The following is a 22,102-nucleotide window of genomic DNA, read 5'->3' as shown; positions in this document are numbered from 1 at the left end:
TAATCGATTGTGTTGAAAAGGAGTTTTAAGAGATGAAAAAAGTTTTAATCGTTTTCCCCCTCTTGTTGACAACCCTCATTTTATCGGCTTGTCAAACAAAGACATATGACATTGTTGTGACCCTCTACCCACAATATGACATGGTAAGAACTATCGTAGGTGATCAAGATTTAACCTACACCATGATTTTACCACCAGGCGTGGAAGCTCACGATTTTGAACCGACCTCTCGTCAAGTCATTCAAATCAATCAAGCAAAATTATTCATATTCACATCACCCAAACTAGAAACATGGGCTTTAGATGTGGTTGATAGCGACGTTATAGTTGTGGATTTAGAAGCTGAAACAGAAGCTAAACACGACGCGGCTCATCCAGGTGAACACTTAGATGACCATGAACACGGACATGATGTTCATTATTGGGTTTCCCCCCACACACAAATTCACATGGTTGACGCGATTTTAGATCACATTATTGAAATTGATCCAGAGCATGCAACTTACTATACCGAGAATGCGAATACACTCAAAGAAGCACTTGGTGAATTACACATAGAAATAAACTCAATTGAAAATGCTTCTAGCAAACCGATTTTCTTTTTAGGCCACAACGTATTCTCTTCACTAAATGAAGAATACAGTTTAAATATTGTAAGTTTGACGGATTCCTTTAGCCCTGATGCTGACCCAACATCCGCTCAAATCGCACTAATGATTTCTGAAATCAAAACCAATCAAGCGAAGTATGTATATTTTGATCCATTCGAATCTGAAAGTATTGCAAAAACCATTCAATCAGACTTAAAATCTGCTTACAATTACGAAGTCACATTAGTCCCTCTTCATAGTATGCACAATATTTCAAAAGACCAATATAAATCCAATACGACTTTGTTGCAACTTTGGGAAGAGAACTTAACAAACATCAAACTGACTTTCGAAATGGGGCTTTAATATGATTATCCAAGCCGAACATGTATTTGTTGAATATGGCACATCGGTGGTTCTAAAAGATATCCAGTTTCAAGTAAATAAAGGCGATTATCTAAATATCATCGGTCCTAATGGATCTGGTAAAACCACCCTCATTAAAATTTTAACGAACTTACAAAAACCAACACAGGGCAAAATGACGATTGCCCCTGTGGTTTTTGGCTATTTACCACAACATCTCAACCAAAGTGCAAAACTCCCCGCTACTGTCTATGAAGTCTTAAAATTATCCAATGCAAAACGCCCTTCGAATGAAGCCATCGATACCCTTTTGAAAGAGATGGAAATGTTCGATTTAAAGTACCATCCGATGCAACGTCTTTCGGGTGGTGAACAACAGCGTGTGTACATCATCAGAGCTTTGTTGTCCAATCCAGATGTCCTTATTTTAGATGAACCTACTTCTGCTTTAGACCCAAATTTTAGACAATTTTTCTATAGCTATATTGAAAAATTGAACGATCAAGGTATGACCATAATCCACGTTACCCACGACCTAAGCGATGGTCTCCGTCATGGATCCAAAATCCTTGAACTCGACCAAGAGGTTAAGTTCTTTGGTACCTTTGAACAGTACCAATTATTAGGTCATAAAAAAGGAGGTCACCATCACCATGTTTGATTTTCTATTTTGGCCATTTATGATTCGTGCCCTCATCATTGGTTTGATATTGGCACTTTCAACAGGCTTTATATCCAGTTTCTTAGTTTCAAATAACCAATCCCTAATCGGGGATGGTTTAGCCCACATCAGTTTTACCGGTATCATCATCGGTGTATTATTGTCCGCTAACCCGATTTGGATTGCGATACCTGTAGTTATCCTGGCCGCGATTTTAATCAAATGGTTAATGCGTAACCATCTGGTTGAAGGCGATACTGCGATTGGTTTGGTCTCCTCCTTCTCGTTCGCGATTGGACTCATTTTAATTTCGACATCCAATGGGTTTAATCGTTCCGTGGAATCGATGTTGGTCGGGTCTATTTTCTCGACAACCTGGGTTGACATATGGATTGCATTAACTGTGTTGGTTATTACTGCAATATTCATTATTAGAGGTTATGCGAAATTGTTTTCTATCACGTTTGATGATAACTATGCGAAATTCTCAGGTATCCAAATCGCTTTCTACGATTATGCTTTAGCGATACTTACTGCTATCATCATCGTGATTGGTGTAAAGACCATTGGAACATTACTTATATCTGCATTCATCATCTTCCCTGCGGTATCTTCACAACTCATATCCAAGAGTTTCAAACAAATGGTGGTTCAAGGTTTAATCATCAATGCGTTAGTATCGCTTGTTGGAATCTTAATCGCGCACTTCATAGGAATTCCAGCTGGGTCCACGATCATCGTAGTTCATGGTATACTATTCCTATCGATATTTACTTATTCTAAATTGAAAGGTCGTGATTGATATGCTGAAAATGACAAAACAAAGGGAACAACTACTCGCTTTCTTAAAAAAACAAAAGACCCCATTATCGGCTGAAATGATTTATGCCAAACTTCCGATGGGTTCGATGAATCTATCGACGGTTTACCGTACACTAGATACCTTCCTACAGTATCATTTAGTTGAAAAGACGTTTTTAGATAATACCACTTACTATAAGATTTCATCTCCTGAACACAAACATTACATGGTTTGTTTAAAATGCCACAAAATGATTGAGATGGATTGTCACGTTCACGGGATTGCGGACGAAGACGCCTTAAAAAACCATTTTACAATTACCGGTCACGATCTCACAGTTTATGGTTATTGTCAAGCTTGTCAAGCCTCTTTATAAATCAAACCCCCTTTTTCGAGAATAAATTGGCCTAGATTAATCTATAAAATCTCATTTTATAGCTATTAAAGCTCTTATTACTTTGAAAATACAAAAAAGGACTTCATCCACGTTTTATTAAGAGATGAAAGTCCTTTTTATATTTAGTCTGACATAGATTGAAATTATGATGTGAATTATCCACAGTATAAAAGAGGTGGGGGCCTATCCGAACCCGTGTACCGACCAGTGAATTAATTGGCCCGTGGTTCCTACGGTTCTAAATCCTTCTATACCTAAAACATTAACTTGTACTTAATGAATTACATGAATCTTGTCCATCCAAAACTTGTTTCTTTTTTGGCGTAATTGGGACATCCTGGAGACAACTTAATGAGATTCAACTGTTCTACACTCAGTGAACTACCCACCACTTAATAGAAGTGGGGGCTTCCTATCCAAACCAGTGTACCCACCAGTGACTCAATAGGCATTGGTTTGACCAATTGATAATGGATTCCCACACACTATGGTCAAAATTAAACAGAAACCCATACTGAAGTGATTTTCGTTTTTTTGTCTAATACAAATAATTGAAATCTTTTTTGACTGTCGTGCTGCCTACACTGTATAGTGTATAGTCGTATTCACCAGTTGAATGATTGTAACTATAAGTAACCGCTCTAGACACCCCAGATATGTTGTAATAATAATGAGCAACATGACCACTCTGATCATATTGGTAAGTAATTCTGTTGCCATCTTTGTCCGTTATTTTTTCTAATCTACCAGCCAAATCATAGGCATAAAAATAGATGTTATTATTATGGATATCTTTGAAAATGGATAGATTACCAGATGTGTCATATTTATACTCATACCTGATTACCCCGTTAAAACTGATTGACTCCAGTAATCTTTCTTTAGTATATACAAAACCCACTGGTACTAAGTCAACAAAGTGGACAACTTAAATGTATTGTATTAGAAAAAGGGTACATTAATTTGATTGCTTGATGCTTTCATAATTCTTTTCATATTGATTTGGAGACATGTAATTTAATGAACCATGAATTCTAACTGTGTTGTAGAATGTCTCTATGTATTCAAAAACTAGACTATAGGGTTGGCTATAAGTTTTGATTTTAAATCGTTTTAACCACTCACGTTTAATGAGTGCGTGAAAGGATTCAATACACGCATTATCCCAGGGATCGCCTTTCTTTGAATAGCTACGTCTCATGTCCTCATCGACTAATTGTCGATACGCTTCTGAAACAAAATGAGACCCACGATCACTATGGATGATTAATGCCTTATCCAGTTCTCGTCTCGATTTAGCTTTCTTTACACAATCGATTACACAAGATACATTTAGATGGACTGTAAGTTCCCAAGCGATGATTTCCCTTGAAAACAAACCCATGATACTGGTTAAATACACAAAGCCTTCATAAGTCCAAATATAGGTGATATCCGTTACCCATAGGGTGTTTGGTTTGTCAGCCTTAAAATCTCGTTTAAGGATATTCTCTAGTTCGCTACTAAAGTCACTGTCAATGGTTGTTTTAACCCATTTACTCCGATAGATAGCCATGATGCCCATTTCACGCATATAGTTTCCTACGGTTTTAATGGCGATTGTAATTCCCCGTTCATTCAGCTTTTCAGTGATTTTAGGTGCACCATAGATTTGTTTAGCCTCATCATACTCTTTTTGAATCTCTTGTTTGACTTGGTGTTTCTCTGCTGCTTTAATGGAAGGCGTTCTTTTAATCCACTTATAATAACCTGACATAGATACGTGTAATAACTTCAGCACTCTGTTAACCGAAATACCAGGTTCTTGACTAACGAGTTCGTATATTATTTGGGTTCTTCGCCCAGAATTCTGATTGCTTTTTTTAGGATTCTTAACGCGTCTTCTTTAGCAGCTAGTTCTTTTTTAAGTCGAGCGTTTTCTTTTTCTAAGTTACTAGAGAAGTTACCACTGCCTCTGTGATGGATATCGCTATTATTTTCGTTGTACTTTTTTAAACCATTTGCAAAACGTTACCTCAGCGATATCGAGGTTTCTACAAACTGCTGTGTTGCCTAACTCTGGATGATCATTTCGGTACTTAATGGCGTCCATTTTAAACTGTTTTGTATACTGTTTTTTCATAGAAAGTTCGCTCCTTGTTATTGTTTTTTTCTATCATGAACCCTCTACTTTTAACTTGTCTACTTTCTATACTAGCATCACTTGTCGTGTTCGAATGCCTTGATCATTATATTTAAAGGCGATTGTCTTTGAGGAAGTAATATAATTTACTAATTGTCTGCCGTCCCACTCATAGTTCTTATTTGCATAAGATGTTCTTGAATCTATTAAAAATCAAATACTCAAACTCTTCTCCAAAGTTCAATATCGCTATCTCCATAATCACGTTCATTGAAATGCAGATTATTCTGTGTATATGGTTTTTTCTCGTTATTCACCTCGTAATAATATCTCTTATTAACAGGTAATATAATACATACTTCTAGATTTCTTGTTGGAGTGACATTTCCGTCTATGATTATTCAAATCTTAACAGTTCAATCAATTTTGGATTACCTGTTTCTAATGCGTAATCATATGCTGTCATACCATCTTCATTGACTAACGTTTTATCAGCATCGTACTCTAACAGGATATTTACCATCTCAATATTGAGTTCATCAATCGTAAATCTAGCTAAAAACATAAGTGCTGAGAAACCTGCTTTATTAACGACATTGACATCAAATAGATCATTTTCTAGCAAATAAACCATGACCAATTTATGCTTTTCAAAAGCTGATTTCAATAAAATATTCCCAGGACTCACGTAAATATAAGGATTACCATCAAGACTAATCATCCTTTGAAAAAAATCATAGCTTTCTTTCATCGAAACACCATAGTAAAAAATGGATTCAGCCAAAGCATTACCGATACCATGTTTTGTTATTGAATGGTGTACATCTGCACCCTGATCAACTAGGTAATTAGCAATTAAAAATCGATTCACTTCATAAGATTCCAATGCATCAATCAACGGTGTTCTTTTTGTTATAGAATTAATAAAAATGACATTCGCACCAGCTTCAACTAAGGCAACTACTGCGTTATAATTACCTACTGCTGCAGCTTCCTGCAAAGGATTTCGATTCTAATCATCTAAAATAAATATCGCTAACTTTTTAGGCGTAGAATCCATGTTTTTGGGGTTATCAATTAATTTATTCAAAGCTTCATCATCAAACCTTCTAATTGCTCTAATTAGGGCCCTTGGGTCCCCTTGATTATAATCATACTGTCTATATCCGGCGAAACCGAGATAAATAGAAAATGATATTATCACTACACATACAATTTTTTTAATTATTTTAGTCATATTGTCATACTCCTATAAATTCGCCCAGAGTTAATCTCAATATCAATCTAAGAAACACTTGTCTATTTAAGACATGAGATCAACTTTTTTCTTATTTTCATTGTGTCTTGTGTTGTTTATTAACAGCACTCTTTGTTTTAACATCATCCACTATTTTGGTTTCAGTCATCGCTTCAATCATGCTAACTATCGCAGCAAAGTCCTTATTAAGTAAAGGATGATAAGTAGCTTCATAGAATCGCCGCATAACCAGTGCTTTTAAAAGTTTCTTTTTTGTTTCTATATTGGTAACAATCTTAAGTTTATATATTCTTTTACCAATACTTTTATGAAATATAAAATCCTGGAGAAAATATTCAATCAGTGTAACAAACATAATTGGTATCATAATTATTTCCGTTTGCCATCTATTAATCTCAAAAATGATGCCTAATGAAATAAAAAGCACCAAAAGAAGAATAAAGGTCATTAGTGAATCAACATCTATACTTTTCTTATAACGTAACATAATATCCGAATTCTCAACTTTATCATCTTTCATCATGATTATTCACCTTTTTTCACTGCATTTCGTAAATCTCGAAGTAACCCGATAATGTCTATGTCAATTGATCCAGATGTTCCTCCACCATAGGTTCCACTCGTAAAACCGAAGGAAACTCCGCCCCCCCACGAATCGAAATCTAAAAAGTCGAAGTTGTTTAATGACAAGTAAAAAATTCCAAATGATAAAGATGATGAATCGCTACCGTCATAGTATTCTGTGTAACTAATTCCTATTTTTATAACTTGAAAGCCGACTTGATGGTAACCTTGACAAAAACCTAAGGCATTGCATGACCTACCATCTAACCCCAAATTAGCTAACACACCTATACCAAAGATTTCAATACCAAATACAGATGAAATTGGTGACGATCCACCCGATACAGTTACATTATCTTCCGAATGTTCATCTGCTGGTGCGACTGAAATTAGTCCTGCTGTGAGCATTGTTGCTGTTATCACGATTATTGCTAGCAAAAATGAATCTCCATTTGAATCTACATTCATAACCGGATTATTACCAGCATAAGCATACATATTGTGGGTTAGTAGATTGCCTGTTTCACCTAAAAGTAATACTAAACTTTGAATTGTTGTTATGATTATTTTAAAGTGTTTTTCTTTTAATCTTTAATTGTTTTACAACCACTGTAAATAATAATACTTTATTTCCACTAAACAAAAATGGATTTAGGTTAATCGTAATATCTTTACCGTTTTTCAAATAAATGTTTATGTATTCATTATATCCAAAAATATTCCTTTTAGGTAAAACATTATTAGACTTTCTTAAAACAAAGATATACTCACTTTTCTCAGTATCAATATCACTAAACTCAATATATTTCTTTGAAAACATATTGTAAATTACAAATGATGAAGCATTAACAGCTATTCTTTTTTTAGTTATAAAGAAAACAGCAAACGTTATAAATAGATTCAATATATTCATTACAATGAGTAAAACAAGGTTAGCAATACCTAAATTATGCCATGAATTAGCAATTACATCTGACATAAAGAATGTGGTATTAAATAGTAAGGAAATAAAAAGTGCTGTACCAAAAGTCCACCCTGAATAATATAATCCTATATCATTCATTTTTTTATGCATTATTACTTTTTTAATCGTTAATAAAAACACTGTTATTATATTTAAAATATATGTTACACGCAAAGTATACATAAATATTTCCATGCTAATACCATCCTAATTCATCAAATAGATAATTTATGCTCGATGTTCCTATTGTAGATACAATGTATCCAACAGATCCTTTTTTAATAGTACTTTTCACAAGTGTTCTTTTAGCTTCATACATAGCTATCTTTTTAGCAGACTGAGCTGTTGCTAATTTGGATGAAGAAGTTTTCCAAACTCCACTTAAATTTTTTGCATTAAATCCCGATGATGGAATAAATCTACCAGAAAATCCTAAACCAATAGAAAGCCACGCTTCAGCAGAACTAATTGATCGCCCTGTTATAGCACTTTCTACTAAAAGTTGTATACCATTTAGTAACCCACCACTAATTGCCGATCCGAACATCCCTAATCCGCTAACGGCGAGTGCTCCGCTAATACCACCAAATATTGCATCATTCATAACCAATCCGTAATCTATTGAGTTCCAATCCCAGTTATTAGCAGCTGCTTGTGTAATTATACTTGCCCCTGCACCTATAAACATCCCAGCTACAACACCTATAACTAATGCTGTAATCGCAAAATCACCGTTAGGATCTACATTCATAACCGGATTATTACCAGCATAAGCATACATATTGTGTGTTAATAGATTGCCTGTTTCACCTAAGAGACCATCACTACTAATAAATCTACCGATTACAGGATCATAATATCTAGATTGTAAGTAATAATACCCTGTTTCTACATCATATCGATAGCCTCGATATCGATATGGGTTCATATCTGCTATTGTTCCACCTGTTTGATCAATTATGTTACCCCAGGCATCATATCGATAGGTTGCGACAGTATTACCATTGATATCAACCAATATTAACTCGATGTATGAGTCTTTTTGCCTTACAAACTAATTGAAATTATTCATGATCTCCAAGTATTCTACTTTAATCTACTAATCTCCATTATTATCATATGTTAAATATATTTTTTCGTTTATTGAGACTCTATTTTTTTTAGCTGAAAAAAGACTGCGATTAGTATTAAACATATAACGTGACCTAGACCTAGTAATTTCCCTGCTTATAAAACCATAAATTGAGACACCATCTCGAACTACATAGCTTGAATCATCACATAATTGAAGTTTAATGTCCATATTATTAAACTTGTCAATGCGAAATTTGTTTGCGTATAATTGATATATTGGAGCTTTTTTGTCTATGGTTTTATACCGTAAATTTCTTATCACGTACGCTCTAATGAATGATTTAGGGAAAATAAAACCCTTTAAATCTAAGACGACTTTCTCACCATTTTCTTCACAAATCCATACTCCTTCTTTTACAATAAAACTAATACTCCAAAAATCAATAGAATCAACTACTAGTTTGTAAATATTTTTACTTATGAAATCTTTTTTATCATTTAAAGGATACTTTCTAACGTAACTATAAAATATTTTCCTAATTACAATTACTAATCCAAGAGCCACTATCACTGGAATGATAGCGTATTCAATATTTGTTAACAATAAAAAACCTATCATAAACATGCAAATAATTAGTATAAATATACATAAACCTAGAATAATAATCATTTCAATTCCTCACTTCTTAGGATATTAATCCAAATGTAAAATCAATTCCATAAGCAATATTTTGTTGCATACTATCATAACCAAGTCGTATATATAATTCTCGAGTAACATATCTAAATCCGTCTCTACCAATTTTTAAATCCCCAAAATTAGCTTTTCTAAGATTAGAATTGATTCTTATATTTTTGTTTGATGTTCCCAAAATACTGGAAATTTTTTTTGATGCTAAGCTACTTGTGATACATTTACTTAACCCATATGATAGTCCACTAGTAACCATTCCCATGCCGAAATGGAGTGAAGCTGATGACAAAGAGTTGATTTCTCCACTAAATAGTCCTGAAACTACGCTACCTAATCCTCCTGCAAGCATTGTTGTTCCCATACCTGCGCCAAGTCCACCAAGTGCACCACCTAAAGTCGCACCTAAATATTTCCAGCCATTTTCCTCAAAAGTATTTAAGTCTGACCACTCAAACCCGTCTTTAAGTTCGTACATTACATCTTGAATATACACAGCTGCGAACCCCAAAATTGCACCAATGATAAGAGCACTTATTGCAAAATCCCCATTTGGATCTACATTCATAACCGGATTATTGTTTGCATAAGCATACATATTGTGTGTTAATAGATTGCCTGTTTCACCTAAGAGACCATCACTACTAATAAATCTACCGATTACAGGATCATAATATCTAGATTGTAAGTAATAATACCCTGTTTCTACATCATATCGATAGCCTCGATATCGATATGGGTTCATATCTGCTATTGTTCCACCTGTTTGATCAATTATGTTACCCCAGGCATCATATCGATAGGTTGAAACAGTATTGCCATTGATATCAACCAATTCGATGACATCACCTTGCATATTCGTGATATAGAAGTATTCATTCCCATTATACTGCATACTGAGCAGTGTACCATCCACATCATAGGTATACGATAAGGTAATCCCATCACTTCTGCTTTCGACTAAAACTTTGTCACCATCTAAGCTGTAATCAATCGTAATCGTACCACTCGATGTTACTTGAACTTGTCGAGTTCGAATGCCTTGGTCATTATACTTAAAGGCGATTGTCTTTGAGGCAGTAATATAATTTACTAATTGTCTGCCGTCCCACTCATAGTTCTTATACGCAGTGGCTGTTCTAGAATCTATTAGACTTGTTACATTTCCACTGGCGTCATAACTGAATGTTTGATAGTAACTAAGTGAACCACTTACATAGTACTCAATCTTTGTTAATTGATCTTTCCAGGTGTTTTGATAGTACATCTTTTTTTCTGTTTGTGGTGTACCTGTTACATTGAGATAACTAAATGTCTTAATCGATGTTAGATTATTTTGTAAATCGTAGTTGTACACTACTGTTTTGGATACTCGACCGATGAGATAAATGTCTTCTCTAACTAACTGATTAAATCCATCGTAATAATACTGATAGTGTTCAATTGTCATTCCCGAAGCTTTCACGGAAATGGCTGTTATATTATGGTTCTTATCATACGTATATTGATGAACCTGTCGTGTTGTGCCATTTTTTTGATAAGTGATTTGATAAATCCGTGTGGTTGCGTTACCCATGGTTGGATCGACTTTAGAGTCATCGTATCCGATTATTTTTTTGAAGGTATTTGTTCCAATAATTAAATCTATACTGTTTAATCTTCTTAAAGAATCTGTATCATAATTGAAATCTTTTTTGACTGCCGTGTTGCCTACACTGTATAGTGTATAGTCGTATTCACCAGTTGAATGATTGTAACTATAAGTAACCGCTCTAGACACCCCAGATATGTTGTAATAATAATGTGCAACATGACCACTCTGATCATATTGGTAAGTAATTCTGTTGCCATCTTTGTCAGTTATTTTTTTTAATCTACCAGCCAAATCATAGGCATAAAAATAGATGTTGTTATTATGGATATCTTTGAAAATGGATAGATTACCAGATGTGTCATATTTGTACTCATACCTGATTACCCCGTTAAAACTGATTGACTCCAGTAATCTTTCTTTAGTATATACAAAACCCACAGTGTCTGAGTTTCCATAGATTTGTGTCTTTAATAAGCCTGTATGATATACACCTGTATCATCTAACCAATATTCATACGACATCACCGTGACATTTGCTATTTTGACACTTGTGATTTGGTTCAAAGCATCATATACGAACTCATATATATAGCCATTCCTACTAATTTTCCATATTCTGCCATAATCGTCATATTCATAGCTTCCAGTAAGTACCTCTGAGGAAGTACTGCTATCAATGGTTGTATTGACTAGATTGCCATATTCATCATACGTAAATCTTTGAATGTTACCTATTGCATCCTTCAGTTCTTTGATTTTGCCTATGGTTATATCTGTTCCAATATTTATCGTATTACCAAACTCATCCGTTTGCGAACTAATGTACTGTCCATCGCTTGTATAACCTGTGGATGTTTGAAACCATTTATCTTGTGAATAAAGTTGTATGCCTCTACCCACATATGTGTATTTTAATTGATTTGTTATAGTGTCATATTCAAAGGTAGTTTTAACATTATTCTTCGTGATTTGCTCGATTTGATAAGTATCTGTACTTTTAATTTCAACTACTTGTTCATTTTGAGTGATCTTTTCAACATTGTGCTCGTCATCATAATCGATTTTTATGTTTGTACCGTCAGGTTTTGCAATAGTTGTAAGGTCTCCTGTACTTACATCATACCCATATTTAGTACTTAAATCATCATGATAAAGTTGTATATTGTCAAAATAAGCTGTACCCTCTCCATTGTATCTAGCATAAATCTTGATGTTAACTGCGAACTGTGGCACAAAAAACGAATGCATCTGATATTGCCAATCGTCTATAGCTGGATTAAATGGCATAAAAATGTATGAAGTATACGGCTGACCTGGATCACCAAACTGTGACGGGACACAGTAGATTTCTACTACAAACCCAAAAAATCTACCATCAAATTGATCTACTCCATTATTATAGCCTTTATTAGGGACTGCTTGAGCTTTCGCCCATCCACCAACATTGTAGTTTTCACCTCTTGTATAAAGTCCATCGATAGTTTGATAGGCTTGATGAGTTGTCCCACCATCACCATCCATCTTGAGTGCTTTGCTTCCCAAAATATCATTCAATATTCCAGTTTCATTTATATTAACAACTGATGCGTTAGTCAATGTCCAATTTGATGAGCCTGATTCAAATGAATTATTCGAAATAGGATTATATCTCGTATCAACAAAGCCTTTGTTAATCTGAATATTATCAAAAAATGCATCTGAATAGTTGCTGTCATTTACTAATTTGATATTAACAGTTCTTGAGGTATTGATGGTAAAAATCAGTTCATATTGAACCCATTCATCCTTTTGGAATACTTTATTCAATATGCCTTTCGTTGTGACATTTTCAACATCGATATATGCACCTGGTACAGCGCCATTATTCTTAATCCAACCTTGAACTTTATATTCACCTTGAGTCAAATAAACTTGTTGATTGGCATAAACACTCGAGGCTAATCTAGAAATCTTTAAGGATTTATCTCCAAGTACGGACTCATTATAGGCGAAAACTATATTACCTGTCCCTTTATTTAATGTCCAACCATAATTACTCTCTTCAAAGCCATGATTTAGTAACGGATTTTGATGTTGTTTAATCAAATCCGAGCTTTCAATTAATTTATGATTGTTGACATAGTTTGGAACTAGATTAATCATATCATATCCATTGATTGGATTCCATAAGTTATCTATTTTTGTAAAGAGACCACTGTATCTGTAATATGTGCTATTCCCAAAATCATCCATTACATTGACTGTATGGCCATACTGATCAAATGAATAATAAATGCTATTCGCTTCGTGATCTGTATAAGTTGTCTTTGATGAATCATATACAATGCTTGTAAGACCTAAATTTAAGTCATCATCGGTTGTAGAAATTGAATTTACACGATTTTTTAAATCGTAACTGTATTGAACTTTAAAATTATCTTTTTCATTGAAAGCCTGTACCAATCGCTTATTATTATCGAATAAATAGTGGAGTCGGTTATTTGTATCTGTTGTCCATTCGGTGTTTGATCCATTTCCATATCTGTAATCATAATCGATATAGCATAGATTATTATAAGTATCGTAATTATAATTACGTTTCTCAACTTCTCGATAGCCATTCTCCTCTTTTTTTAGCTCAAGTTTTGTTTCACTAAGTAAAGTGCCTTCATACGTAAAATCAATCCTATTGTCAGCTTCATCTTTAATATAGTCAATTTTTAATGAACTTGAATCCATAAATGCAATTGTTAATGTGTGACTTGTTTTGGTATTTCTTAATGAGGATAGTCTACCTGAATTGTTGAAATTGTACTCGATGTCGGAAATGGTTTTTACTTTAATACTTTGATTCTGATCAAAATTTGTGATTCGTTCCAAAACCATTCTGGATCCATCTTCTGCTATCGCTTTGCAGCTTTTTACTTCTGAATAAATGATCGTACACACATTGTTCATGAAATATATCTTGTTACCATCTGGTTTGTGCAAATAATAGAGATTCAATGAAGCATCGTATTGGATTTCAACTGTAAAATTTGTTCGCCAACCATTACCATATCCAATATCAACATTTCTGTTATAATTATTATAAAAAAATGATAGTGTTAAGGGCATATATTCATTTTTGAGTTCGTACTCTTTTCTAACCCATGTTAAATTGCCAGTATAATCACTTATGTAGCCAGTACCGATCATGCCAGCATTTTGTGATGAATATGTCCAATAATCTTTTAAGCCCGATGGCTCTTCATAGCCTATTTTTACTAAAGGGCGATACGATGAATTAGTTGTTTCATTTTGATAGACGACATTCAGTGATCCATATTCATCGTCATGAGCTATTGTGAACCCATCAATCATTGATATACCTTCTGCTTGCCATTCCTTAACAGGTTTGGTGATATCAAATATGAATGGACTTCCATTTTTTACTGTGTGGTAATCGATAACTCGATCTTCATAACTTTGTTCAGAATGCCAACTATCCCAAGTCACATTGGTTGTATTAAAACTCTTTATGTTCTTGTATATATTTAGTTGTGCATTGGTTGTCGTTACATATGGCATAAATGATAAATGGGCATATGTAATTGTTTGATTCATGATTGATGCCGGTAGTGTAAAACTGATTAGCCCTTTATATTGATTCGTAAAATTTGTATTACTCAAATACATGTAAGGAGAACTGCTATAATTTGTTGTTGGATTTACTTGTGAAATATAAGTATCACGAATAGTCATACTTGTAGTCGTACTAACTAATGTTGGGTCGATTTTAACTGGATACACTGCACTACTCAACCAGTCTAAATTAGGCAAGATCGTGACTAGATAGTTACCTTTATTTGTTTCGATGATTTCTATTTCTACATCATTAGATACTTCATTGTTAGAATCAAACATAAACAAGTCTTCAAATTCAAAGACTCTTTCACCATTTAAATCCACAAAAAATATCCCATCTTCAAGTTCTATAAGATTTAAGTTCTTTAGTGAATACTCAAATGAAATACTGAAATTATCGATAAAATCATTGAGTATTATGTACTCTTTAATATCTGATCCTTTTAGTATATATTCTAAATCGACATAGGGTCTAATGTTAGAGTAATAAACGGATTGTTCAACATAATTTAGTTCATGCTTTGTGGTTTGTTTTTGACTATTCGTAGAATACGCTGCGCTTGTCTTATCTATATCAATAACACGCCAATCAATCGAATAGTTTTTAGTTTTCACTTGGATCGATTTATTTTCATTTATTGTCTTTGGAAAATTAACTCTAAACGCGTTTTGTTTGTTTTCAAGTTTTGTTCCATCATCGACAAAACTGTTATCTATATCATACCATGAGCCTTTATCATAGTAATGAACTTCATTTTCATATATTGCGACTTCATAGGTACCGTCTAATTTTCTAAAATGCTTTTCATTAGCTGTTCGTTTCGATTCGTCTTCTTCAACGATTGGAACTAAAGCCCTGTCAACATCACTGCTTTGGTAGTAATCTTTTTCGGAAATTTCAGATTTCGCAATGTCGCTAGTTATTACTTTATTAGTTGCATAAACATTTTTATTGGGAAATAAACTGAAAATCATACCGGTTAAAGCTAAAACAATAAAAAATCGTTGTGTCGTTTTGTAAAAACTGTAGATCGTCAAAATCTGCTTTTCACTTAGTTTCCTACGTAATCTCATAGTTTCCTCCTGTCATGAATTACATAATCCTACTTGTAAAACAACATGCATAATCTATTTTTAATATTATCATATCTAAAATTTTTAAACTAGATAATTTTTTGTAAATTTTAACTAGATTAATGTTTTATCCAGAAAGCCATTAAAAGTGACAATCTAAACTTGCATAAATAAAAAATGCTAAATTCAATAAAGGTTATAGTAAAGCTCAATGAAATCTATAAGAGAAATGTGTTACCTGTGATTCCCTATCAAAGACCTAAGGGTCCTAGAATCACAGTCGATGGTGAGGGTAAGAGATTCATTAAATGAAAAAATGACTCTTAGGGATGAAGGTTCATCTTCTAAAAGTCACTTTGTCTACAGTTTGGTCTTTCAAATCGAAGGTTTTATTATAAATTATCAGAAATCTTAGCTAAAATTTGTCTTAACATCAGTTTCTCATCCATAGATAGGACTGACAACATATGTCGCATTTCTTGTGCATTGTGCGCTTTCAAGTTCTTAGCTACTTCTTTACCACGTTCGGTTAATTTTAGCGGTGTTGACTTTTGGTCTTCCGCATCCTTAACCACGAATCCCCGTTCTAATAAGTCATTGATGGCGCGGGATGTATTGGCTTTGTCCACCGATAATTTCTCGGAAAGTTCTTTCGCTGATATCGATTTTTCACAGTCGTCCAAAGCCACTAAATAGTGGACATGGATGCGTGACAAATCGTATTTTTCTAATATAGGGTCTGCAAAACTATGCAGCTTTTTGAGAATTTTTCCCAGAATAACCGGCAGTTTAACGACTTCTTTATCACTATTCGGTTGCATACTGATTCATCCTGTCAAATTGTGATTGATACAACTTCGCGTAGAAACCATCTTTCGCTATTAGGGCATCGTGTGATCCACTTTCGATGATGTCACCTTCGTTCATAACAAGGATAATGTCCGCGTTCTTAATGGTCGAGAGACGGTGAGCGATGACAAAGGATGTTCTATTTTCCATTAAAGTATCCATAGCTTGTTGAATGAGCATTTCAGTACGAGTATCTACAGATGAAGTCGCTTCATCAAGAATCAACATTGGTGCGTTTGTTATCATCGCTCTAGCGATTGTTAACAATTGTTTTTGTCCAGATGAGATACCGGATTCTTCTGTCATAACGTAATCATAACCACCAGGTAGCGATTCAATAAAGTGGTCGATGTTTGCGAGTATGGCTGCTTGTTTTACTTCTTCTTTGGTTGCTTTTGGATTACCATAGCGTAAGTTATCGTAAATGGTTCCTGTAAATAACCAAGCATCTTGTAAAACCATACCGAATTGCTTGTGTACCGCTTCACGTTTTAAGTTGTGAATGGATTGTCCTTCAATGACGATATCCCCTGAGTTGATTTCATAAAATTTCATCAAAAGGTTCACTAAGGTTGTTTTGCCAGCACCTGTTGGCCCTACGATTGCTATCTTTTGTCCAGATTTAGCCGATAGGTTGAAATCTTTGATGATTAAACGGTCAGGGTTATAACCAAACTTAACATGTTTAAATTCAATATTTCCGGCCTTATTCACGACTTCATCCGCAAGATTAGCTTCATCCGCCATTTCTTTTTCTTCTAAGAACTCGAAAACGCGTTCAGCTGCAGCCGCTGCACTTTGAAGTTGGGTTAAGGATTGGGCAATTTGATCCATTGGATTGGTAAAACGACGGTTGTATTGAATCATAGATAGGATGTAACCAACTTCCAAACGTTTTGTCGCTGCGAGGAATCCTCCGAACACGGCAACAGAAATATAAGATAAATTCCCAATAAAACCCATGACAGGCATCATCAATCCCGATAAGAATTGTGACTTATAGGCACTAGATTCAAGGATTTCGTTATTTTCAATGAATTCCCCTTCTACATTTTGTTTCGCGTTGAAAACTTTAATGAGTTGGTGTCCTGAATACATTTCTTCGATATGGCCATTCAGCAATCCCAACGTTTTTTGTTGAGCTCTGAAATACTTACGAGCATTACCCATGATAATTTTGATGGCTAAAATGGATAGTGGTAATAACGCTAAGGTCACTAAAGTCAATTCCCAAGAAATGGTCAACATCATGATGAGAATCCCGACCATGGATGTGATTGATGTAATCATCGCAGTCACAGCTTGGTTGAGTGAGTTACTGATGGTATCGATATCGTTGGTAACTACCGATAAAACGTCCCCATAACTTCGGGTATCAAAATAAGCGAGTGGCATTCTATTGATTTTTTGTGAGACTTCATTTCGAAACGATTGATTGAGTCTTTGAGTGACTTTGGTGAGTAAAAATGATTGTGCAATATTGAAGACATAACTGGTCACATAAAGTCCAATGAGGATGAACCCTAAACGATTGATTAAATTAAAGTCAATATTGACATCAAATTGGTTGGGTCCAATGGCTGAGATGCCATCGCTCACGGCATTGATCATATCTCCAATGAGACGAGGTCCAAATATATTAAATATGGTGGATGCTGCTGCGAGGATCAAAGCAATCAAGATCGGTTTATGAAATGGTTTCAAATGGCGAATCAATTTCTTCATCGATTGTTTGAAGTTTTTCGGTTTTTGACCCATGAATCGGGACATATTACCCGGTCCATGCCCCATTTGATTGGTTTGTTTAGTCTTAGAGGCTTGCATTTTCGAGTTCCTCCTTTGAGAGTTGTGAATAGGCCATTTCTTGGTACACCTTGTTGTCTTTTAATAAGGCTTGGTGTGTGCCAATACCAACAGCTCTACCTTGGTCTAATACAATGATTTGATCGGCATTCATGATCGTACCGATGCGTTGTGCCACAATGAAATTAATTGAGTCTTTGGTTTGTTCTTTCAATGCAGTTCTCAATTTGCGATCAGTTTGATAATCGAGTGCTGAGAATGAATCATCAAAGATGTATATTTTCGGTTTCTTAATGATGGCTCTCGCGATACAAAGGCGTTGACGTTGACCCCCGGAGAAATTCTTACCCCCTTGAGCAACTTCAGCATTCAAGCCATTTTCTTTTTCCATTACAAAATCATACGCTTGGGCAATTTTGAGCGCTTCAATCATCTCTTCTTCGGTTGCGTCTGGTTTACCGATTCTTAAGTTCGATGTGATATCCCCTGAGAACAATAACCCTTTTTGAGGAATATAACCAATGTGGTCAAGTAAATCGGACTGTTTTACATCGCGAATATCGACACCATTGATTTCGATCGATCCATTGGAAACATCGTAGAATCTTGGAATTAGGTTAATGATCGTGGATTTACCACTACCGGTTGAACCGATGAACGCGACAGTTTGTCCAGCTTTTGCTGTGAAACTGATGTTCTCAAGAACGCATTCGTTAGCTCCAGGGTATTTGAAGCATACGTCATTGAATTTCAATTCGACGGCTTGTTGATCTGGAATTGATTTTGGATTAACTGGGTCTTTTACTTTTGGTGTTGTATTCAACACTTCATAAATACGGCGACCCGAAACTGCCCCTCTTGGGACCATGATGAATAACATAGTAAGTGTCATGAATGCGAATAGGATACGAATCCCATAGATGGAAAATTGTGATTGGATGGCAATCCCTTCTAGCGGGTTGCTACCTAAGGATTGGTTTTGGATTAAGACAGCTGCCATCCAAGTGACCGCTAACGATACCCCATTCATCACCAACATCATCCCAGGCATCAGCATTTGCATTAAGCGGTTCACAATTAAGTTGGTTCTGGTTAACTTATCGTTTACCTTTCTAAACTTACTGTGTTCATAACCTTCTGCATTGTGGGCACGCACTACACGTAAGCCTGTTAGATTCTCACGGGTGACTTGGTTTAAGTCATCGGTCATGGTTTGAACTTTAGAGAATAACGGTGTGACAAAGACAAAGATCGTTGAGATCATCAATACGATGACGAGGATTGCGATTGCAATCGGCATTGACAGTGTTAAATCAATATCGATGATTTTCATGATGGCTCTAACTGCCGTAATTGGCGCGGTAAATGCAAGTCGTAACAACATAATGACAACCATTTGAACTTGTGTGATGTCATTGGTTGAGCGGGTAATCAAAGAACTGGTTTGAAACTCATTGATTTCTTCTAATGAGAACCCTTGGATTTGGTCATATAGACGCTTTCTAAGGTGTTTTACAAAGTTCGCACCAATACGCGAAGATATGTAATACACTGAGATGGTTATTAAAATCGAAAGCAATGAAATGCCTAACATTTCAAGACCTTGTTCTAAAATAGCTGTGGTTTGTGATTGACCCGTGATATTGGCGAGTCCTACTAATGTGATGATTTCACGCATGTAATCAATCAAGGCTAAATCTACTTCGACTTGAATCAAAGTCAGTCCTAAAATGAGTAAGATGAGTGGATAATACCACCATTTAAAATATTTAAATAATTTGATCATACTAGTCTCCTTCTACTGAGTTGAGTCATCAACTGTGTTTATTATACGCCGTTTCAGTTGAGTGGTCAACTAAAATGTTTCAAAAAAAATCATGCCGTTTTTGGCATGATTATTTGTTTTGATTCATGATTTCAAATCCGATGTAAACCCCAAAGAGACCCGCTAAACTCGTGATTGCACTTGTGATGATTTCTGCGTACATTTGGAAATCTTCAATCGCCTGAATACCACTGAACACAATCGAGACAATGAGTGAAACTGCGATGGTATATAAAACAACTTTGATTTTATCCATCGATGATTTTTGAACCACATAAACAATTTCTTTAGGTGTCTTATAAAAAAAATATAAGAATACCCCTAAAATAATGAAGAACAGAGAAAGTTCAACAATGATAAACGGTAGGGTTCTTTCGATTAAAGTAACTAAGACACTGTCTAGTCCATAGAAAAAGAAAAATCCGAATACACCCAATTGAACAATAATACTTCTTTTATAAGCATGCATAGAAAACACCTCACGGCTATTTTATCACATCTACGCTTTTTTTAGAATCCAAAAATGAATTATGGTATACTAAAAGAAAAGAGAGTGATACCATGAGCAATGCAGTTTATGCCGGGTCGTTTGACCCCATTACCTTAGGGCATCTAGACATCATGTTGCGTGCCGCTAAACAATTTGAAACCCTATATGTTTTAGTTACCGTTAACTCTGAAAAAAATCCAATATTTACACCAGAAGAACGCGTTGAAATGATCAAGAAAGTGACGGCTCAAGTTCCTAATATTTACGTCACAAAGACCAACGATTTGGTCGTTCGCTTCGCAGAAAAAAATAAAGCAACCACACTGATACGTGGGTTGCGTAATGTTAAAGATTTTGAAAATGAAATGGCCTTGTACCATTTTAATCGTAACTTAAATCAAAATATTGAAACCGTGATTTTATTCCCTTCTTATAAACACACCTATGTATCGAGTTCGGCGATTAAAGAGCTTGTCGCTTATAACGCCGATATTTCAATGTATGTGCCTCAAGAAATATTACCTGAGATTATCGCAGGGATTAAACGGTCACTAAAGTAAATTCAGTTCTTTGCAGGCTTTGTATAACCCATCTTCATCAATTCGAGGTGCGATAAGAGTCGCGCCTTTTTTTAATGCTTCACTACGGGTATTACCCATCGCGACACCAATTGTGGCGGTTGAAATCATTTCAACGTCATTTTCGCCATCGCCAAACGCGATGACTTTTTCAATCCCAAGTAAAGGTTTAATATGGCTGATGGCGTCCCCTTTTGAAACCTCCGGGTGGACGATATCTGCGCCATCTTTATGCCAATTAAAAATACGTAAATGACTAAACTTACGTTTGAATTGATCAACTAATGTACGGTTATCTGAAAATAACCAAATTTGGTAAACAGGTTCTTCTAGATAGAATAACGGATTCACTTCAGGCATACTCATTGAGAAATCTCTTAAAGCTTCTCTAACAGTTTCGTTATCTATCGTAACTGCATGGCGGTCTTTACCAATAAAGCCAATTCCAGTTTTAAGGCTGTTAGCGTATTTTAATACCGCCTCACACGATTCTACTGATAGTGGTCTACCATAAACAAAATCCTGTTTTATATAGGAAACAGCGCCGTTTATAACAATCTTCACTTGGAACAAATCGCGAATCTCACGAATTGCTTCTAATTGTTCGAGGCTACGACCGGTTGCGAGGCCTAAAATATAGCGCTCATCTTGTGCGAGTGTTTCAATCAAATACTTAGTCGAGGGGTGGATACATTGACGTTCATTGTCAAATAGGGTTCCGTCGACATCAAAAAATAAAGCTATCTTCATCATAATCACCTCGATTATTTTACCACTATTTTGTGCATTAGACT

General features: G+C 35.1%; 20 protein-coding genes and 1 pseudogene. 5 read left to right on the top strand and 16 right to left on the bottom strand.

Going from position 1 to position 22,102, the window contains the following annotated elements:
• The first annotated feature begins 32 nt into the window (after positions 1-32).
• Genes N7603_RS02710 through N7603_RS02695 form a run of 4 tightly spaced genes read left to right on the top strand, consistent with a single transcriptional unit; the run spans position 33 to position 2,795 of the window.
• The gene (locus tag N7603_RS02710) at positions 33-956 is read left to right on the top strand and encodes a metal ABC transporter substrate-binding protein (RefSeq protein WP_262095795.1); all 924 of its coding nucleotides are present in this window, start codon (positions 33-35) and stop codon (positions 954-956) included.
• Between the two features lies 1 nt (position 957).
• Positions 958-1,617, top strand: a complete 660-nt coding sequence (locus N7603_RS02705; protein ID WP_262095794.1) for a metal ABC transporter ATP-binding protein — start codon at positions 958-960, stop codon at positions 1,615-1,617.
• A complete protein-coding gene (locus N7603_RS02700) occupies positions 1,610-2,419 on the top strand; it encodes a metal ABC transporter permease (protein ID WP_262095793.1) in 810 nt (269 codons plus the stop codon). The genes N7603_RS02705 and N7603_RS02700 overlap by 8 nt, the downstream gene beginning before the upstream one ends.
• A 10-nt stretch (positions 2,420-2,429) precedes the next feature.
• Complete coding sequence (locus N7603_RS02695) at positions 2,430-2,795, top strand: Fur family transcriptional regulator (RefSeq protein ID WP_262095792.1); 366 nt, start codon at positions 2,430-2,432, stop codon at positions 2,793-2,795.
• Positions 2,796-3,354: 559 nt separating this feature from the next.
• Here the strand turns inward: N7603_RS02695 and N7603_RS09030 are convergent.
• The 15 genes and pseudogenes from N7603_RS09030 to N7603_RS02620 form a co-directional block, all read right to left on the bottom strand.
• Positions 3,355-3,717 carry an RHS repeat domain-containing protein gene (locus N7603_RS09030; protein WP_262095791.1) on the bottom strand — a complete coding sequence of 121 codons (363 nt, stop codon included), beginning with the start codon at positions 3,715-3,717 and terminating at the stop codon, positions 3,355-3,357.
• 57 nt (positions 3,718-3,774) lie between these two features.
• A pseudogene (locus tag N7603_RS02685) lies at positions 3,775-4,665 on the bottom strand (IS3 family transposase); the annotation flags it as partial.
• Between the two features lie 123 nt (positions 4,666-4,788).
• A complete protein-coding gene (locus N7603_RS02680; protein ID WP_262095790.1) occupies positions 4,789-4,938 on the bottom strand; it encodes a hypothetical protein in 150 nt (49 codons plus the stop codon).
• Between the two features lie 397 nt (positions 4,939-5,335).
• The gene (locus tag N7603_RS02675; protein WP_262095789.1) at positions 5,336-5,938 is read right to left on the bottom strand and encodes an ankyrin repeat domain-containing protein; all 603 of its coding nucleotides are present in this window, start codon (positions 5,936-5,938) and stop codon (positions 5,336-5,338) included.
• A 12-nt stretch (positions 5,939-5,950) separates the two neighbouring features.
• Positions 5,951-6,175: a hypothetical protein gene (locus tag N7603_RS02670; protein ID WP_262095788.1), complete on the bottom strand. Its 225-nt coding sequence runs from the start codon at positions 6,173-6,175 to the stop codon at positions 5,951-5,953.
• A 97-nt stretch (positions 6,176-6,272) separates the two neighbouring features.
• A complete protein-coding gene (locus N7603_RS02665; protein ID WP_262095787.1) occupies positions 6,273-6,719 on the bottom strand; it encodes an RDD family protein in 447 nt (148 codons plus the stop codon).
• A 2-nt stretch (positions 6,720-6,721) separates the two neighbouring features.
• Positions 6,722-7,258: an RHS repeat-associated core domain-containing protein gene (locus N7603_RS02660; protein ID WP_262095786.1), complete on the bottom strand. Its 537-nt coding sequence runs from the start codon at positions 7,256-7,258 to the stop codon at positions 6,722-6,724.
• A gap of 70 nt (positions 7,259-7,328) precedes the next feature.
• Positions 7,329-7,919, bottom strand: a complete 591-nt coding sequence (locus N7603_RS02655; protein WP_262095785.1) for a hypothetical protein — start codon at positions 7,917-7,919, stop codon at positions 7,329-7,331.
• 1 nt (position 7,920) lies between these two features.
• Positions 7,921-8,742, bottom strand: a complete 822-nt coding sequence (locus N7603_RS02650; protein ID WP_262095784.1) for an RHS repeat-associated core domain-containing protein — start codon at positions 8,740-8,742, stop codon at positions 7,921-7,923.
• Positions 8,743-8,823: 81 nt separating this feature from the next.
• Positions 8,824-9,468, bottom strand: coding sequence for a hypothetical protein (locus tag N7603_RS02645; protein WP_262095783.1), 645 nt, complete (start codon positions 9,466-9,468; stop codon positions 8,824-8,826).
• A 16-nt stretch (positions 9,469-9,484) separates the two neighbouring features.
• On the bottom strand, positions 9,485-15,763 hold the full coding sequence (locus tag N7603_RS02640; protein ID WP_262095782.1) for an RHS repeat-associated core domain-containing protein: 6,279 nt from the start codon (positions 15,761-15,763) through the stop codon (positions 9,485-9,487).
• 392 nt (positions 15,764-16,155) lie between these two features.
• Positions 16,156-16,584, bottom strand: coding sequence for a MarR family winged helix-turn-helix transcriptional regulator (locus N7603_RS02635; protein WP_262095781.1), 429 nt, complete (start codon positions 16,582-16,584; stop codon positions 16,156-16,158).
• Positions 16,571-18,436 carry an ABC transporter ATP-binding protein gene (locus N7603_RS02630; RefSeq protein ID WP_262095780.1) on the bottom strand — a complete coding sequence of 622 codons (1,866 nt, stop codon included), beginning with the start codon at positions 18,434-18,436 and terminating at the stop codon, positions 16,571-16,573. The genes N7603_RS02635 and N7603_RS02630 overlap by 14 nt, the downstream gene beginning before the upstream one ends.
• The gene (locus N7603_RS02625) at positions 18,423-20,201 is read right to left on the bottom strand and encodes an ABC transporter ATP-binding protein (protein ID WP_262095779.1); all 1,779 of its coding nucleotides are present in this window, start codon (positions 20,199-20,201) and stop codon (positions 18,423-18,425) included. Before N7603_RS02625 ends, N7603_RS02630 begins: the two co-directional genes overlap by 14 nt.
• A gap of 109 nt (positions 20,202-20,310) precedes the next feature.
• Positions 20,311-20,709: a hypothetical protein gene (locus N7603_RS02620; protein ID WP_262095778.1), complete on the bottom strand. Its 399-nt coding sequence runs from the start codon at positions 20,707-20,709 to the stop codon at positions 20,311-20,313.
• Between the two features lie 92 nt (positions 20,710-20,801).
• On the opposite strand from N7603_RS02620, the gene coaD reads away from it, so the two are divergent.
• Positions 20,802-21,290: a pantetheine-phosphate adenylyltransferase gene (gene coaD, locus N7603_RS02615; RefSeq protein ID WP_262095777.1), complete on the top strand. Its 489-nt coding sequence runs from the start codon at positions 20,802-20,804 to the stop codon at positions 21,288-21,290.
• Here the strand turns inward: coaD and N7603_RS02610 are convergent.
• Positions 21,282-22,061 carry an HAD-IIB family hydrolase gene (locus N7603_RS02610; RefSeq protein ID WP_262095776.1) on the bottom strand — a complete coding sequence of 260 codons (780 nt, stop codon included), beginning with the start codon at positions 22,059-22,061 and terminating at the stop codon, positions 21,282-21,284. The two genes, coaD and N7603_RS02610, sit on opposite strands and share 9 nt — an antisense overlap.
• Between the last annotated feature and the right edge of the window lie 41 nt (positions 22,062-22,102).

The organism is Paracholeplasma vituli (assembly GCF_025446935.1).
GTDB classification, from domain to species: Bacteria; Bacillota_I; Bacilli_A; order Acholeplasmatales; family UBA5453; genus Paracholeplasma; species Paracholeplasma vituli.
This window is presented reverse-complemented; position numbering and strand designations above follow the sequence as displayed.